The organism is Streptomyces sp. NPDC002784, from assembly GCF_053592135.1.
Genome location: NZ_JBSFVD010000052.1, coordinates 1 through 16,649, shown reverse-complemented (window position 1 = coordinate 16,649; position 16,649 = coordinate 1). Strand labels below are relative to the sequence as shown.

Sequence of the window (16,649 nt, the reverse complement as noted above, 5' to 3'; positions counted from 1 at the left end):
GTGCGGAGGGCCTTGGGCCTCCGCACGACCGCCCCCGGATCAGCGCTGCGATGGTCAGGCGAAGGTCAGCTTGAAGCCTGAGATGTAGCCGGTGTCGTAGGTGGCCCGGTCCTGGACGCGCAGGCTCCAGGAGCCGTTGGCGACCTCTGCCGAGGCGTTGACGGTGTAGGTGGTCCGGACGTTGTCGGCGGAGTCGGAGGAGGAGAACGGCTTCAGGTTGTAGACCGTGCCGTCGGGCGCGACGAGGTCCACGACGAGGTCGCCGCGATAGGTGTGGACGATGTCCACGCCGACGGCGAGGTTGCTGGGTGCGTTGCCCGGGATGCCGGTGACGTTGACGGACGAGGTCACCGCGGCGCCGTTGTCCGGGACGGACACGTCGGAGGTGTTCTCGAAGACCGTGCCCGGAGGGGTCGTCGTGCCGGACGACAGGCTCCAGACGGCGTGGGCGATGGCGTCGCTGTTGCGGTTCAGGGCCGTGTCGTTGATGTTGGCGGTCGTGTCGCACGACGAGTGGTAGCAGCGGTCGAAGGCGGTGGCGGTGCCGCCCCACTTCTGCACCTGCGCGGAGGTCTTGGTACGGCTGGCCCCGGTGAACAGCCCGCCGACGGGTATGCCCACGTTCTTGAACGAGGCGTGGTCGGAGCGGCCGTCGCCCTCGGTCTCGATCTCGGTGGGGACACCGATGCCGGTGAAGTAGTCCTTGAAGGTCTTCTCGATCGCCGGGTCGTCGTCGTAGACGAAGTAGCCCGGGTTGGGTGAGCCGATCATGTCGAAGTTCAGGTAGCCGCTGATCTTCGCGCGGTCGGTGGACGGCAGGTTGTTGACGTAGTACTTCGAGCCGACGAGTCCGAGTTCCTCGGCGCCCCACCAGGCGAACCGGAGGTGCTTGGAGGGCTGGTATCCGGACCGTGCGACGGCCAGTGCGGTCTCCAGGATCGCCGCCGAGCCCGAGCCGTTGTCGTTGATGCCGGGGCCGGAGGCCACCGAGTCGAGGTGCGAGCCGGCCATGACGACCTGGTTCGCGTCGCCGCCCGGCCAGTCGGCGATCAGGTTGTAGCCGGTGGCGCCGTTCGAGGTGAACTGCTGGATTCTCGTGGTGTATCCGGCGGCGTCCAGTTTCGCCTTCACGAAGTCGATCGACGCCTTGTAGCCGGCCCGGCCGTGGGCGCGGTTGCCTCCGTTGGCCGTGGCGATCGACTGGAGGTCCGCGAGGTGCTGCTTGACGTTGGCGATCGGGATGTCGGGCGCGGCGGCGTCCTCTTGGGCGGTGGCTGCCGGGACGGCTCCGGCGAGCAGCCCGGTGAGGGCGATACCGGCCACTGCGAGGGCACGCTGACGAGCGGAGAGGTTCATGTGGGGGCTCCGTGATTCCGAACTGAGGATGGGTTGCGGAACGTGCGAAACGTCCCGCCGCATTGGTGTCGCGGGACGCTGGAGCTGTGTGATGCCTGTGCCTGGTGCGGCGATGCGAATTGAATGTTGGGTGACCGCTGACTCAGCGTCAAGGGCCTTGCGCGGTTGTCCTGTTGTCGCCCCTCGTCGTCAGCGTGGTGTGACCGCCACCGTCACCTCGGCGTCCGGGCGGGCGTGGACGCGGGCGGTGGCCGAGCGGTCGGCCGCCAGGACGGGGGTGGGCGTGGCCGCGGCCCCGGTGACGGAGACGCGCCAGCCGCCGGGGCGGGCCGGTACGCGGATCTCGGTGACGCCGTGGCCGGCGCGGTAGCGGAGGCGGTACGCGCCGGTCTCGGGGGTGTGGCTCTCGGCGGTGACCGTGCCGGCGACAGCGGCGGCGTAGGGTGCGGCGGTCAGGTCCTTGTTGGGCCGCAGTGCGCCCGCGGCGTCCAGGGCGCAGTAGCCGCCGCCGTAGCACCACACGTAGCCCGCCCAGCCGGAGGTGTAGCGGCCCAGGGAGACGAGCGCGTCGCGGTAGAAGCGGCCCATGCGGGGCAGCCCGTTGTTCAGCGGGCCCCACTCCCCCACGACCACGGGCACGCGGTACTGCCGGGGGTAGACGGTGACGGCCGCCTCGTAGTCCTCGATCCAGCCCGCCGCCGGGTCATAGTCGGCGCCTGCCTCCATCGCGGTGTTGTAGAAGTGCGGGGCGTACACCGCCTTCGGGTCGTCGATGCGGCCGAGCGCGGTCGGGACACCCTCCCCCACGATCGGGGTGGGCTCGAAGAAGATCCAGGAGTCCTGGTCGACGGAGCGGATCGCCTCGGCGAGGCGGTGGTACATGGGGGTGATCTGCTCGGACTCGATCCGGGCGGCCGCGGTCAACAGGTCCTCGTCCGGGCGTAGTTCGCCCATGGGCTCGTTGATCAGGTCGTAGCCGAGTACGGCCGGGTGGTGGGCGAACCGCCCGGCCAGGACGCGCCACATGCCGGCCTGCGCGCGCCGCAGGTCGGCGTCCTCGTAGAGGTGTGTGAACGCCCGCTGCACGGCAGGCTCGAAGTACTCGGAGAACCAGTCCTCGGGGTGCGGGGTGAACGGCAGCCCGTCCGTCCTGGTCGCCCAGGCGGGGATGCCGCGGTGGCCGAAGGCAGGCCCGAACACGTCCTGGTGGGCGTCGATCAGCACCTGTATCCGGTACTTGTGCGCCCAGTCCAGAACGCGTTCGATCCGGCGCAGGTAGTCCCTGCTGTACCTGCCGGGCTCGGGCTCCAGGTCGTCCCAGAACACCAGCAGGCGGGCGAAGTTGAAGCCGTTGCGGTGCAGGTCCCTGAAGTGGCGCTCGGTGATCGCGGAGAGGGCCTGCTCGCCGCGGTGCGTCTTGTCCTCGACGTTCCAGCCGCGCAGGGTCAGTACTCGGCCGCGGTCGTCGGCGATCCGGGGGATGTCCACGGTCTCGACGGCACGGGCCGAGGGGTGCGCCTGGGCGGCGGTCCCGGCGCCGAGCAGGGCACAGCAGACGAGTGCGGCGAACAGACGTCGGTACACAGGCGGACCTCCGGCGGAGTCGGATCGTCTGGTGCCGGAGATCTCATCACCAGAACTGACGGCCCATCAAGAGCGCGGTTGCCCTTACTCCTTGCGCACCTGTCCGTACCGCCCGAGGAACTTGAAGGCGCCGTCGCGGACTTCGTAGAGGAAGCTGGTGTTGTCCATGTCGAGGAGACGGGTTCTCGGGTCGAAGCTGATCGTTTTCGCTACGCCCTTGTAGCGCTGGCGGAACAGCGCGGCGGCGAGGGCGCCGCGGCCCACGGTGCCTTCGCCGAGCAGCCCGGTGAGGGTGTGGGCGGTCAGTCCCACGGCGTCGTACGCCTCGGCCGCCCAGGGGGCCGGCTGCGCGTCCCAGCGTTCGCGGTGGGCGGCGGCGAACCGGGCGGCCGGTCCGGAGGTCGCCGCGGTCGTGGCCGTACGGGCGGAGCCGAAGGCCCAGCCCTCGGCGGCCTCCTTCGCCTCCCGCAGGAACGCCGGGTCCATGACCTGCTCGACGGTGGCCTTGGCGCCCTCGAAGCGGGCCTCGGCCAGGTGCCGGGCCACCTGGGCGGCGCGCAGGGGCGAGGTGCCGGCGTAGACCACTCCCCCGGGGCTTGTGGCCAGCGCGGCGGCGACCGGGGCCGTGACATCGTCCTGACCTGCGGCCAGGGTGTGCACCGTGGTCGTTCCCTCGGAGGGCGGTGCCTCCACCAGATCTCTGGCCAGGCCCTCGGAGACCGTACCGCCGGCGAGATCCCGGACCACGGCGACCCGGCTCACCGAGCGGACCCTGGTCAGGTAGTGGAGCACCGGGAGCGTCTGCATCGCCTGGGTCGCCCGGGTCACGCACAGGGTGGGTTTGACCAGCGGTGACAGGGCGCCGCCGTCGCAGGACACGAGCACCATCGCCGTCCCGGCCGCCGTATAGACCGGTTCGGCGGCGGTCAGCGTCGCCTCGGACATGGGGCCGATCACCGCGGCGACCGGGGACGAGCCGGACAGCAGCCCTTGTGCGACGGTCCTCGCCCGGCTCGCGCTGCCGCGGTCGTCGACGGTGCGCAGGGCGAGCCGGAACGGGGCGTCGGGACGGGCGTTGTGCGCCTCTACGGCGAGCAGGGCGCCCCGGCAGGTCGCCTCGCCGGTCGCTTTGCCGGGGCCCGTCATATCGGCGTGCAGGCCCAGGGTGTACAGGGGGCGGGTGTCCGGCTCGGCCGGCGAGCGGCGGTCGAGGAACACGGCGGCGGCCGTGCCCGACACCGCGAGCAGGGTGGCGCCCGCGCTGCCGGCCAGCAGGAGCTTGCGGCGTGAGGTGGTGGGGCGGGCGGCGGGTTCGGCGGGCAGGGTGACGGAGGGGCCGGGTGCCGTGGGTGCCGTCGCCCGCGTGGCGCGTGGCGGTGGGTCGAGGGCGCGCGCGGAGCGGTCGGCGATCAGTCGTAGCACTGCGGGCGGGAGCCAGTCGGAAGACCCCTCAGCCGCCGGTGTCGAGTCCGCCGGTATCCCCCAGGTCCGCAGCCGGCGTGGGTCGGGCGTGGGGCGTACCGCCGACAGCGCCGCCGCGACCTCGCCGGCGGTGGGGCGGTTCGCGGCGTCGCGCGACAGGCAGCGCGTGATCATGTCCCGTGCGGGCGGCGGCAGTTGGCGCAGTCCGTCGAGGTCGGGTTCCTCGTGCACCGTGCGGTACAGGACCGCGAGGGCGTCGCCCGCGCCGAAGGGCGGGCGGCCGGACGTGGCGTAGGCCAGCACGCAGCCGAGGGAGAACACGTCGCTCGGCGGGCCGACCTGGTCGCCGTACTGCCGGGTCTGTTCCGGTGAGAGGTAGCCCGGCGTGCCGACGATGGTGTCGGCCGAGGTGAGAGCGGTCGCTCCGGCGCCCCGCGCGATGCCGAAGTCGATCAGTCGCGGGCCGTCCCGCGTCAGCAGCAGGTTGCCCGGCTTCACGTCCCGGTGGACCAGGCCCGTCGCGTGCACCTCGGCGAGGGCCTCGGCGAGGCGCGCGCCGAGGGTGAGCGCCGACGCCGGGGGCAGCGGCCCGCACAGGGTCACCGCCTCCGCGAGCGCCGGGCCCGCCACGAAGTCGGTGGTCAGCCAGGGTTCCCTGGCCTCGGCGTCGGCCGCCCGCACGGGCACGGTCCAGCGGCCGGTGAGCTGTCCGGCGAGGGCGGCCTCCCGGCGGAACCGGGCCCGGAAGGCGGGGTCGGCGGCGTGTTCCGCGCGAATGACCTTCAGGGCGACCAGTTCACCGGTGCCGGTGCGGGCCAGGTACACGATCCCCATGCCGCCCGCGCCGAGGCGGGCCAGCAGCGTGTGACCGCCGATCTCGACGGGGTCGTCGGTCCGTAGCGCCTGCATGTCGGGGCCTCAGACTCCCTGGACCGTGAGCGGCTCGGTGTACCGGAAGCGGCCGTCGCGCACGCGGTAGAGGTAGACGTTCTCGGCGTTGAGCCAGCGGCGCTCGTTGAAGGAGTAGGTTCCGGCGATGCCTTGGTACCGCGCCTTGCCCAGGGCGTCGGTGAGGTCGTCCCGGGAGGGGCGCCGGGCGCCGGTTCCGGCGAGCGCGGTGAGCCGGTCGATGACGAGCCGGACGGCGTCGTACGTCTCCACCGCCCAGGGGCCCGGACGGTCCTGGTAGCGGCGCTGGTAGGCGGCGGCGAAGGTACGGCCTGCGGGGGCGGCCGGATCGGAGCAGGACAGCACCGCCTGCCAGCCCTCCGCCGCGTCGCCCGCCGCCGCGAGGAACGCCTCGCCCGCTGAACAGGGGTCCAGGAAGCGCGGTCCGGTGAAGCGCCGGGCGCGCAGGAGCTTGGCGACCTCGGCGGCCCGTTCCGGGGTTCCCGAGTAGTAGACGCTGTCGGCGCCACGGGCGAGCAGGTCGCGGACGACCCGTGTGCCGTCGGCGATCGAGGCGGGGACCACGCGGTGGGTGACACGCAGTTCGGCGATGCCCGCGGGTTGGTGCATCATCTGGGCCGGTTCCCAGCCGCTGATCCGGCCCGCCCGGTCGATGACCATGCCCAGGTGACCGGCCCGCTGGCGCACCAGGGCCAGCACCACGCCGAACGCGGTGTAGCTGTTGAGGGGCGCGGCCCTGAAGTAGTGCTGGGGGGTGCGCATGAGCGCTGTCGACATGGCGCCGATGGACAGTTCGGACACGGCCAGCAGCGGTAGTCCGGCGCTCTCGTAGAGGTCCACCACGGGTGCCGTGGGCGCGCCGGTCGGGCCGAACACGGCCAGCATGTCCCGGTCTCCGGACAGCCGTCGCGCCGCGGCGCGGGCCCGCTTCAGGTTGCCGCCGTCGTCCTCGACCCGCAGGGCCAGCTCGAACGGCTTGTCCTCGCGGGCGTTGTGCTCGGCCACCGCCAGCCGGGCCGCCCGCTCCTGCTCGCGTCCCGTCGTCCGCGCCGGACCCGAGAGATCGGCCTGGATGCCGAGCAGCCACTGCCGTTTCGCTGTCAGCCGTCCCGTGGCCGAGGTGTCGTCGCCCAGGAGTGCCCATGCGCCCGCACCTGCGCCCGCCGCTAGCAGAGCGCCGCCGGCGGCCAGGGACAGCACCCGTCGGCGGCCGGGCGGGGAGGGCATGGCCGTGGTGGCCGCGTGGGGGGTGTGGGCCATGGTGGCCGCGTGGGGGGTGTCGGCCATGGTGGCCTGTACTCCCGGCAGTGCCAGCAGGGCGGCGGCACGGTCGGCGATCATGCGGACGACGGCGTCCGGCAGCCAGTGGATGTCGGAGCCCACCGCGCCGGGGGCGAGCGCGGCGTCGGCCTGGGCGGCCGAGGGCCGGACGGTGGGGTCCTTGGCCAGGCAGCTCTCCAGGAAGGCGCGCAGCGGTTCGTCGGCGATGCCGTGGAGGTCGGGGGCGTAGTGGACGGCCCGGTAGAGCAGGGCGCCGCTGTCGCCCAGGCCGAACGGCGGGCGTCCGGTGGCGGCGTAGGCCAGGACGCAGCCGAGGGAGAAGACGTCGCTCGCGGGAGTGATCAGCTGTCCGCGCGCCTGCTCGGGCGAGAGGAAGCCCGGGGAGCCGACGATCAGGCCGGTCGCGGTCAGCGCGGTCTGCTCGTCCAGGGCCCGTGCGATGCCGAAGTCGATCAGGCGCGGGCCGTCCAGGGCGAGCAGGACGTTGCCGGGTTTGACGTCCCGGTGCACCAGGCCGGCGCTGTGCACGGCGTGCAGTGCCCGGGCCAGTACGGCGCCCAGGATCCGCACCGCGTCCGGGGGCAGCGCGCCGCAGGTGGCCACCGCTTCGGCGAGCGAGGGTCCGGGGACGAAGGCCGAGGCCAGCCACGGTGCGGGGGCGTCCGGATCGGCGGCGAGGACCCGGGCCACCCAGGGGCCCGCAACGCCCCGGGCGGCTGCCACCTCGCGCGCGAACCGGGCGCGGAACTCGGGCTGTTCGGCGTACTCCGGCTGGATCACCTTCAGCGCGGCCAGCTCTCCGGCCGGCGTGCGGGCCAGGTACACCACGCCCATCCCGCCCGCTCCCAGCCGTCCGAGCAGCCGGTTTCCGCCCAGGTGGGAGGGGTCCGAGGGCAGCAGTCGCTCCATCACATGCCCTCCGTCGCGGCAGCGGTTCCCGGGACGGTGTGCGCGGCCGGATCGGCTTTCGAGCCCGTCCCGTCGACGGGCCGTCCGATCTTCGCCTCCGCCCGCAACAGCATCCGCGGCACCGGGCCGTTCACCTCCTGAAGGAGCTCCCGGGCGTCCCAGCCCTTGCCCGCGCAGGCCGACATCGACACCACGACCGGCCCGAAGGTGGCCTGCTGGTACTGGTAGGGGTAGGGCCCGCCGTCGGTGGGGCTGGAGCAACTGCCCATCTCGAAGAGGGAGTCCTCGGCGTAGTTGTTGCCCGCCTCGCCCCACACGGAGGCGTTGGAGATCAGACCGGTCAGCTTCCTGCCTTCGCTGAGGGTCTGTTCGGTGCAGCTCAGTGCCTCCTCCAGCATTCCGGCCTGCTCCCATGCCGCGTCAGCGGTCTTCGGGTGCACGGTGACGGTCACCGACATGCGCACCGGGCCCCTGCTCTGATCGGCGGGACGGACGAAGTGCCGGGTGAGGGTGGCCAGTACGCCGTCGGGCAGCGGCTCGCGCCGCCAGACGCAGTCGCCGTCGAGCACCGACCAGGTGGCCGGATCGCTCTCGTAGGGCGAGTCGCGTCGCGTCTCGGTGCTGAACAGTTCGGGACCGGCGATCAGCTCGCGGATCAGCTTCCCGGCCGCTTCCTCGGTACGCGGGATCCTGGCCGGATCGGCCTCCACCGTCGGCGCCGGAGCAGGCGCCGGGTCGTCCTCGCCTGCGCTTTGCCGGGTGGCGGTGGGATTCCCGGATGCCCCGCCGTCGGGATCCCCGGCGGTCTTCTCCCCCGTGCAGCCCGATGTCAGCACGACGGCCGACACCGCGGCCCCCACCGCGCACCGAAGTCTTCTCGACGCATGCCTCATCCGTGCGGCCCCCCGCGATTCCCGATTCCCGTCCCCCTGCATGGCCGGCCTGGCCGCCGGCAGCATGCGACTGCGCCCCCAGCATGCCCGGTGGTCGCACGCCCGTGTCACCGGGTCACGCAAACTTGGCGTCCCGGCCGTCTTGGCGTCCGCGGAACTTCGGATGGCCGTTTCGCCAGAACTATGCGGTTCACGAGCATCTGTGCTCAGGAATGTGCGCAGGAGTTGGCCGAAAATGTTCGCTCACTGGGCACCGACCGGAATGCTCCGTACGACAAAGCGGTCATCGGACGATCGGCCCAGGCCCTTCCTCCCGCCGAACCACGTGAGAAACACGCGGCACGCCTCTATCACACGCCCCCGGCCCGGTGATCCTTTCCCGACGAACTGAACAGGCGGGCGGGCAGGGATCATTGGCCGTACTTCAGCACCCCACGCGGTGGCTAGCATGAGCAACGTGCTTGATCCGTACGGGTGATGCCTCGCGCCACCACCACGGATCGCCGACCGCCACCCGTACGTCGTCACAGCTGCTGTTCACAAGGACCGAGGGACCACGGAATGTCAGTGCCTGCTCGCCCCCGCCAGCGCCGAAGCGCTCAAGGGGCGCGGTCCTCGCCGGCCGTACTCCCCGCCGCGCTCCTCGTCACTGCCGCGGGTGCGGTGGCCGCTGCCGTCCTGGCCCCGGCCGACGCCCGCGGCTGGGTGACCGGCACCGCGGCGGCCGGCTGGGTCTGTGTCGCGGCCCTCTGCGTCATCACCCGCTCCCTGCTGCGCGGCGTCCGCAAGGAGGCCGAGGCGCGGGGCGGGGAGCTGGAGGCGACCAGGAACAACTGGCGGCAGCAGAGCGCCGAGACCTCCCAGCTGGTCAACGTCGCCCTGCCGGGCATCATCCAGCAGGTCAAGGGCGGTGCGCGGGCCGAGGAGGCGCTGTCCCGGATCGCGCCGCCGTCGGACCCGCACCTGCGCCAGGTGCTGGAGGTCTTCGCGGCCGAGCTGGCCGGATCGGTGCGGCGTGCCGCCCAGGCGGAGTCCGAACTCCAGGCCGTACGGGGCAACCTCGCCCAGGGCTCGGCGGAGCTGAGGCGGCTGACCGGGGACATCCTGCCCTCCGCCGTCGCCCTGCTGCGGCAGGGCAGTTCGGCCGACACCGTCCTCACCAAGTTCGACTGGCCCGAGAACGCGCTGCTGCGCGACCCCGCCGAATGGTTCGTGCGCGAACTCGCCTACAGCGAGCGCCGCTCCGCCGCGGCCCAGGCCGCCTCCGCCAAGGCGCTCAGCCGGGTGCAGGCCAAGACCGTCAGCATGCTCGCCGACCTGCGGGACATGCAGGACCGGCACGGCGAGGCCGTCTTCGGTGACCTCCTGCGCCTGGACCACAGCACCTCGCAGCTGGGCCTGATGACCGACCGGCTGGCCCTGCTCATGGGCGGCCGCTCCAGCCGCGTCTGGAACAAGCCGATCGTCATGGAGAGCATCCTGCGCGGAGCCGTCGGCCGTATCGCCGCCTACCGGCGCGTGCGGCTGCACAACTCCAGCCGGGCCGCGATCTCCGGCTACGCCGCCGAAGGCGTGATGCACCTGCTGGCCGAACTCATGGACAACGCCGCGAACTTCTCGCCGCCGATCGACGAGGTCCACGTGTACGTGGAAGAGCGCAGCGCCGGACTCGTCGTCACCATCGAGGACAGCGGCCTGAAGATGTCCGACGCGGCCATGCGGCGGGCGGAGGAGGCCGTGTCGGGCAAGGTCTCCGACCTGGCCTCGCTGCAGGGCACCCGGCTGGGTCTGGCCGTCGTGGGCCGGCTCGCCGTCAAGTACGGCATGAGCGTCAACTACCGGCCCTCCTCCCGGGGCGGTACCGGCGTCGTCGTCCTGCTTCCGCCCCAGATCGTGGCCCAGCAGCGGGAACCCGTCGTCCCCGAACGCCCCCGGCGCACCGAGGCGGTGACCGCCGGGTCCGCCGCAACCGCCACGGAGACGCTGCCGGTCCGTACCCGCCAGGCCACCGAGGACGCGGCGCCGGCACCCCGTCCGGCCACCCCCCGCGAGCGCGGCGCGGCCACGCCGGGCGGACTGCCCGTCCGGGCCCCCGGCCGCACCATGGCGCAAGCGGAGCGCGACCGGAAACGTCCGGCCGCCCCGACGCCGCCGGAGCCCGGCCAGGACCAGGGCCCCGCACGGGACGCCGGCAGCCGCTTCGGCGCCTTCCACCGCGGCCGGCGAAGCGCCGGCGCCGCCGGCGGCGAAACGCCGCACCAGGACACCTCCGAGGACTGACAACCCCGGACTCCCCCGGCGGCGGGCCGCAACCCCGCCGCTCACCGCACCGATCGCCCCACCTCGTTGGAATGGAGGTACGGGTCGGGTGACCCTGCACGGTCGCCTCGCCCCACCCCGTATGGAGACCACTGACACGAGCCTCACCTGGCTCCTGACGAACCTCCTTGAGCGCACCCCCGGCACGCGCCACGCCCTCGTCCTGTCGCGGGACGGGCTGAAGCTGTGCTGGACCGAGCACCTGACGCTCGACCAGGCCGACCAGCTGGCCGCCATCTGCTCCGGCATCCAGGCCCTGTCCCAGGGCGCCTCGGTCGAGTTCGGCGACGGGTCGGGCGGCGTACGGCACTCCATGACCGAATTCCACGGGGGGCTGCTGTTCATCGTGGAGGCGGGCGAGGGCGCGCATCTCGCGGTCATCGCGCAGGAGAGCGCCGACCCGGGCGTCGTCGGACTGCAGATGACCGAACTGGTCGAGCAGATCGGCGACCATCTGCGGGCCGAGCCGCGCGCTCCCCTCGGCCGGGGTGCCTCCGCGTGATCCGCAAACCCGTGGACATCGGTGATCCGGACCGCCTGTACATGGTCACGGGTGGGCGCAGCGAGGCCGACGACGCCTTCGACCTGGTGACGCTGATCGTCAGCGAGAGCGAGCCCGCCGCCGGGATGCAGTCGGAGCACGTCCGGATCCTCGAACTGTGCCGCCACCCCACGGCCCTGGTGGAGGTCTCGGCCGAGCTGAAGCTCCCCGTCACCGTCGTACGCATCCTCCTGGGGGACCTGCACGCCATGGGCAAGATCAGCGCCCGTCACCCCCGCGCGGCGGCGTCCGTCGCGGGCCTTCCCGAAACCGATCTGCTCCAGGAGGTGCTCCATGGGCTCCGTAACCTCTGAGCTGCCCTCCCAGCGCACGCCGCTGGCCGACGCCGCCGAAACCGGCCTGAAGATCGTCGTCGTCGGCGGGTTCGGTGTCGGCAAGACCACGCTGGTCCGCTCGGTCAGCGAGATCCGGCCGCTCAACACCGAAGAGGTGATGACCCAGGCCGGTCAGGGAGTCGACGAGACGGACGGGGTCGAGCAGAAGTCCACGACGACCGTCGCCTTCGACTTCGGGCGGATCAGCCTCAACCAGCGCATGGTGCTCTACCTGTTCGGCGCACCAGGCCAGGAGCGCTTCTGGTTCCTGTGGGACCGCCTCTTCTCCGGCACCCTCGGCGCCGTGGTCCTCGTGGACACCCGTCGCATGGAGGACTCCTGGTACGCCATCGACCGTCTCGAGCACCACAACACGCCGTTCGTCGTGGCCGTCAACCGCTTCGACGGCGACGACCACCAGTTCTCGCTCGACGAGATACGTCAGGCACTCGCCCTGGGCGACCACATCCCCATGATCGACTGCGACGCGCGGCTGAGGTCGTCGGGCAAGGAGGTCCTCATCGCGCTCGTGGACCACCTGTACGCATTGGCACTGTCCAAGGAGAGGACACCGTGAGCGACACCACCGGCTCGCCGTCCGCGGCCACCCCGCCCCCGGCCTGTCCCGCGCACTCCTCCGCCGTACTCCTGGGCGGCCTGGAGTACCAGCAGACGCCCTCGCAGCTGTACCGCTCCCTGCGCCGGGAGCACGGCGCGGTGGCGCCGGTGCTGCTCGACAACGACATCCCGGCCTGGCTGGTCCTCGGCTATCCCGAGGTGTCCTTCGTGACCAGCCACGACGAGCTGTTCGCCCGGGACTCGCGGCGGTGGAACCAGTGGCCGAACATCCCGGCCGACTGGCCGCTGCTGCCCTTCGTCGGCTACCAGCCCTCGGTGCTGTTCACCGAGGGCGAGGAACACCAGCGGCGCGCTGGCGTGATCACGCAGGCGCTGGAGGGCGTCGACCAGTTCGAACTGGCCCGCGAGTGCGAGCTGATCGCCGAGCAGCTGATCGCCGCCTTCTCCGGCAGCGGTCAGGCGGAGCTGATGAGCGCCTACGCCCACGCCCTGCCGGCCCGTGCCGTGCTGTGGATGTGCGGCATGGCGCAGGGCAGCGCCGACACCGAGCAGCTCGTCGACGACCTGCGCATCTCGCTCGACGCCGGTGAGGGCGACGACCCGGTGGCGGCGTACGGCCGTGTCGGCGCGCGCATTCTGCAGCTGGTGAAGGAGAAGCGGGAGCAGCCCGGGCCCGATGTCACCTCGCGGATGCTGCAGGATCCGGCCGGGCTCACCGACGAGGAGATCGTCCAGGACCTCATCTCCGTCATCGCCGCCGCGCAGCAGCCGACCGCCAACTGGATCTGCAACACCCTGCGTCTGCTGCTGACCGACGAGCGCTTCGCGGTCAACGTCTCCGGTGGCCGGGTCAGTGTCGGCGACGCGCTCAACGAGGTGCTGTGGCTGGACACCCCGACCCAGAACTTCATCGGCCGGTGGGCGGTGCGCGACACCCAGCTCGGCGGGCGCCTCATCCGCGAGGGCGACTGCCTGGTGCTCGGCCTCGCGGCCGCCAACACCGACCCGCAGATCTGGCCCGAGTCACACGTCGGCGCCGAGAACTCCGCCCACCTGTCCTTCAGCAACGGTGAACACCGCTGCCCCTACCCGGCCCCGCTGCTCGCCGACGTGATGGCGCGTACGGCGGTGGAGACGCTCCTGGAGTACCTGCCGGACCTGGTCCTCAGCGTCGAGCCGGAGGAGCTGACCTGGCGTCCGTCGATCTGGATGCGCGGACTGACGTCACTGCCGGTGCAGTTCACCCCGGCATCACGCTGATCCCCTCCTTCGCGGGCCGGCGGGCCCGGGTGCGCCCGGTACTCGGGCCCGCGAAGGAAGCGGATCGGCCGGATCAGGGTTTCTCAGCCGCCGACCGGGGTGAAGCGGACCGGCAACGACTGCGGGCCCCGGGTGAACACCCCCTGCTCGACCGGGTCGAAGCCGTCCGCCAGGCGCAGGTCGGGCATGGCGTCCAGCAGCTGGTTGATCCCCACCTCCACCTCGGCCTTGGCCAGCAGCGCGCCGACGCAGAAGTGCCGGCCGAGCGCGAAGGCCAGATGGTCGGCGGCGGCGGAGAACGCGGACGTGGTGTTGAGGTCGTCGCGGAAGATGTCGAACCGGTCGGGTTCGGCGTAGCGCCGCTCGTCCCGGTTCGCGGAACCGATCAGGCAGGTCACCGTCGCTCCGGCCGGAATCACCCCGCCGCTGACCTCCACCTCGGTCGCCGACTGCCGCATGATCATGTGGACCGGCGGGGTGTACCGCAGGGTCTCGGCGAAGGCGGCCGGTATCAGGCTCCGGTCGGCCCGGACCGCCTCCAACTGCTCGGGGTGGAGCAGCAGATTGGCCAGGATGCTGGCGATCGCCTTGTCGGTGGTCTCCCCGCCGGCGGCGAGCAGCAGGCTGCAGAAGGCTTTGATGTCCTCGTCGCTCATCCGCACTCCGTCGACCTCGGCGGCGCACAGCCTCGACAGCAGGTCGTCGCCCGGCTTCTCGCGGCGCTCCTGGATGATCGGGATCATGTACTCGGCGAACTCGACGCGGGTCCGCTCGCCCGCGGCGGCCACGTCGGGGTCGCCGGAGAGGTTGCCGAGGAAGGCGATGACCGCGGTGTACCAGCCGTGGAAGCGGGCGTGGTCGGCCTTGTCCAGACCCAGCATGTCGGCGATGACATTGACCGGAAAGCGGGTTGCGTAATCGCCGACGATGTCCGCGGAGCCGGTGCTCCGGAAGGCGTCGATGAGCTCACGCGAGTTGCGCTCGATGACCGGGAGGAAGTTCTCCTCAAGGTCGCTGCCGCGGAAAGCGGGCGCCACGAGAGCCCGGCGTACCGCGTGTTCACGTCCGCTGAGCTGGAGGATCGTCTTGCCGTGCACCGGCTCCAGCTGCCAGTTGTAGTTGTCGGTGGTGAATTCGGACTTCTTGTCCTTGAAGACGCGTTCGACATCCTCGTAGCGGGACAGGATGTAACTCTGCATGGCCTCGTGCCAGATCAGAGGCTCGTTCGCCCGCATCGCCGCGTAGACCGGGTAGGGGTCTGCGGCGAACTCGGGCGACAGGATGTCGGGGAGCTGCGGAGCAGCGGACACGGCACTCCTCGGGGTAGGTGCTTGTGCTCGGGAGCAAGGTTAATGATCTTTCCTTGGCTCAAAAAGGCCAGTCCTGGCCGAACTTGGGCCGCGCGTACTCGGCCAGGACTGTCGAGGGCTCCGGAGGCCCGCTCCCTGACGTGTCAGCCCTGGAGCCACCAGGGGCTGCTGTAGGCCACGCCCCAGTCGTTGCACGGGTGACCGGCCGGGCCCGGCGAGGCGTTGGCCTGGGTGGGGTCGGAGATGCGCAGGACGACCCAGGTGCCGTCGGCGGAGTTCATCGGGACCGTGAACTCGGTGACCCGGCCGGCGGTGGTGGGGATGACGTCGACGACGGTGGGGGCGCTGGTGCCGGGGCGCAGCACCTGGATGTTCAGGGTCTTGCCGATCCATTCGGCGCCGCGGTCGAGGTCGACGGCGAACGTGACGTCCCCGGCGGTGAGGGGCACGTCGCCGCCCATCCGTACGCCGTTCGCGGTGGCGTCCAGGCGCAGGCCGGAGACGCGGGTGGCGAAGAACCGCCGTGCGCGCATCGCGGCCAGGACGCCGGCCCGGGTGTTCTCGGTGACCCACAGCCCGCTGCGGCCCTTGCCCTCGGGGAAGCCCCAGTCGGTGCCGTGCTCGTCGGTGACACCGGTCAGGCCGGTGCGCCAGCCGGCGTTCAGGCAGGCGACGAGCGGGGAGGACGCGCCCGAGGACCAGCCCTCGAAGAGGTAGTCGTCACCCCGGTTGAACATCTCCAGGCTGACCATGCGCTCCCGCACGGCGGAGTTGTAGGCGAAGTTGTTGAAGCGGCCGCTCTCCCGGCCGGGGTGGTTGAAGCCGGCTATCGCGTCCTTGTCGTCGAGCCAGTTGAAGTACGCGCCCATGCTCGGCGCGAGTGACATGTCGACATAGCTGTCGGAGAACCACACGTTGGAGTGGCCGAGGATCGCGTGGGTCCATTCGAAGCCGCGGATGGCGGTGTAGACGCCGGGCACGTTGGCGGCGTTGGCCAGTTCGCCGGTGCGCCGCCATTCCGAGGAGCTGAGGCCGCCGATGGTGAAGACGCCGCTGTGGTCGGTGAGCGCGGCGACGTCGAGACCGGCGCTGCGCATCGAGGCGAACGCCAGGGCGGGGTCGCCGTCGCCGTCCGACATGGTGGTGTGGTTGTGCAGGTCGGCGTGGACCAGTGTGGTCCCCGAGGTGATCAGCGAGGTGCGCGAGGCGCCTCCGGCCGCGCGGGCGGCGACGCCGTTCGCCGCCGCGGTGCCGGTGGTGGCGGCTTGCGCGGTGCCGGGGGCGGCAGCCATGAACAGCATGCCGCCGGCCGCGGCGCCGAGCAGCGAGCGCCGGCTGGGGCCGCTCTCGGGGACGGCGTAACCGCTGCCCTGCGGGCGGTCGTGGTGCTGTCCGTGGTGGGGGTCATGACGGTGGTCGTGGTGGTGCCTGTGGTCGCCCATGCGGACATCTCACTGCTTTGGCAGGAACATGGCTACACGGTGCGCACACCGACAAGTGAACGTTCGACGGGGTGTGGGCATCGGTGGGCGGGGCAGTCGAGGTGGGAGCCACAAGGCCCCAACTGCCACCGACACTAGGAGACTGAGATGGTCATAGGCATCGTCATCGCCGCCTGCGCAGTCCTGGCCGTGCTGGCCTTCCTGCTGCCCCGCCTGTCGCGTCACCCCCAGAACGGCGCCCAGCGCGGCCTCGGAGCCGGTTCACGCGCCGGCTCGAAGGCTCCCGGCCCCCTCGGCCGCCTCCTGAGCAAGCCGTTCAGCTCCGGCTCGCGAGCGATGGGCCGCAGCGGTGGCGCCGGGCGGCGTGCGCGTGGCCGCATGCCGTTCTGACCCGGGGCTCCACGCAGCCGACTGCGGCGGCCGTGGGGGCGGGTGGTCGAGGTGGGGGGGACGGCACACGGGGCACCGCGGCGGCCGCGGGGCGGGGGGGGGGGGTGAGGGCGACCGCG

General features: G+C 72.0%; 13 protein-coding genes. 6 read left to right on the top strand and 7 right to left on the bottom strand.

Annotation, left to right across the window (positions count from 1 at the left end; translation table 11 throughout):
* Positions 1-54 precede the first annotated feature (54 nt).
* The 5 genes from ACWD1Z_RS35180 to ACWD1Z_RS35160 all read right to left on the bottom strand — a co-directional run bounded on the left by ACWD1Z_RS35180 (position 55) and on the right by ACWD1Z_RS35160 (position 8,309).
* Positions 55-1,356, bottom strand: coding sequence for a M28 family peptidase (locus ACWD1Z_RS35180; RefSeq protein ID WP_451124618.1), 1,302 nt, complete (start codon positions 1,354-1,356; stop codon positions 55-57).
* A gap of 189 nt (positions 1,357-1,545) precedes the next feature.
* Complete coding sequence (locus tag ACWD1Z_RS35175; RefSeq protein ID WP_451124616.1) at positions 1,546-2,940, bottom strand: glycoside hydrolase family 5 protein; 1,395 nt, start codon at positions 2,938-2,940, stop codon at positions 1,546-1,548.
* An 84-nt stretch (positions 2,941-3,024) separates the two neighbouring features.
* Positions 3,025-5,271 (bottom strand): protein kinase domain-containing protein, encoded by a 2,247-nt coding sequence (locus tag ACWD1Z_RS35170; protein ID WP_451124614.1) that lies wholly within the window; start codon positions 5,269-5,271, stop codon positions 3,025-3,027.
* A gap of 9 nt (positions 5,272-5,280) precedes the next feature.
* Positions 5,281-7,461, bottom strand: a complete 2,181-nt coding sequence (locus tag ACWD1Z_RS35165) for a bifunctional serine/threonine-protein kinase/ABC transporter substrate-binding protein (RefSeq protein ID WP_451124612.1) — start codon at positions 7,459-7,461, stop codon at positions 5,281-5,283.
* Complete coding sequence (locus ACWD1Z_RS35160; protein ID WP_451124610.1) at positions 7,461-8,309, bottom strand: hypothetical protein; 849 nt, start codon at positions 8,307-8,309, stop codon at positions 7,461-7,463. Before ACWD1Z_RS35160 ends, ACWD1Z_RS35165 begins: the two co-directional genes overlap by 1 nt.
* Before the next feature lie 606 nt (positions 8,310-8,915).
* Here ACWD1Z_RS35160 and ACWD1Z_RS35155 point away from each other — a divergent pair.
* The 5 genes from ACWD1Z_RS35155 to ACWD1Z_RS35135 all read left to right on the top strand — a co-directional run bounded on the left by ACWD1Z_RS35155 (position 8,916) and on the right by ACWD1Z_RS35135 (position 13,388).
* Entirely contained in the window at positions 8,916-10,634 is a 1,719-nt protein-coding gene (locus ACWD1Z_RS35155) for a sensor histidine kinase (RefSeq protein WP_451124608.1), read from the top strand.
* Between the two features lie 121 nt (positions 10,635-10,755).
* Positions 10,756-11,175: a roadblock/LC7 domain-containing protein gene (locus tag ACWD1Z_RS35150; RefSeq protein ID WP_389419839.1), complete on the top strand. Its 420-nt coding sequence runs from the start codon at positions 10,756-10,758 to the stop codon at positions 11,173-11,175.
* Positions 11,172-11,528 carry a DUF742 domain-containing protein gene (locus tag ACWD1Z_RS35145; protein WP_389419771.1) on the top strand — a complete coding sequence of 119 codons (357 nt, stop codon included), beginning with the start codon at positions 11,172-11,174 and terminating at the stop codon, positions 11,526-11,528. The genes ACWD1Z_RS35150 and ACWD1Z_RS35145 overlap by 4 nt, the downstream gene beginning before the upstream one ends.
* Entirely contained in the window at positions 11,509-12,126 is a 618-nt protein-coding gene (locus tag ACWD1Z_RS35140) for a GTP-binding protein (protein WP_389419770.1), read from the top strand. Before ACWD1Z_RS35145 ends, ACWD1Z_RS35140 begins: the two co-directional genes overlap by 20 nt.
* Positions 12,123-13,388, top strand: coding sequence for a cytochrome P450 (locus ACWD1Z_RS35135; protein ID WP_451124605.1), 1,266 nt, complete (start codon positions 12,123-12,125; stop codon positions 13,386-13,388). The genes ACWD1Z_RS35140 and ACWD1Z_RS35135 overlap by 4 nt, the downstream gene beginning before the upstream one ends.
* Before the next feature lie 83 nt (positions 13,389-13,471).
* On the opposite strand, the gene ACWD1Z_RS35130 is transcribed toward ACWD1Z_RS35135, so the two are convergent.
* Both ACWD1Z_RS35130 and ACWD1Z_RS35125 read right to left on the bottom strand, forming a co-directional pair.
* Positions 13,472-14,698 carry a cytochrome P450 gene (locus ACWD1Z_RS35130; RefSeq protein WP_451124603.1) on the bottom strand — a complete coding sequence of 409 codons (1,227 nt, stop codon included), beginning with the start codon at positions 14,696-14,698 and terminating at the stop codon, positions 13,472-13,474.
* Between the two features lie 143 nt (positions 14,699-14,841).
* Complete coding sequence (locus tag ACWD1Z_RS35125; RefSeq protein WP_451124601.1) at positions 14,842-16,140, bottom strand: CehA/McbA family metallohydrolase; 1,299 nt, start codon at positions 16,138-16,140, stop codon at positions 14,842-14,844.
* A gap of 147 nt (positions 16,141-16,287) precedes the next feature.
* Here ACWD1Z_RS35125 and ACWD1Z_RS35120 point away from each other — a divergent pair, with 147 nt between their 5' ends.
* The gene (locus ACWD1Z_RS35120; protein WP_389419766.1) at positions 16,288-16,530 is read left to right on the top strand and encodes a DUF6411 family protein; all 243 of its coding nucleotides are present in this window, start codon (positions 16,288-16,290) and stop codon (positions 16,528-16,530) included.
* Positions 16,531-16,649: the final 119 nt, after the last annotated feature.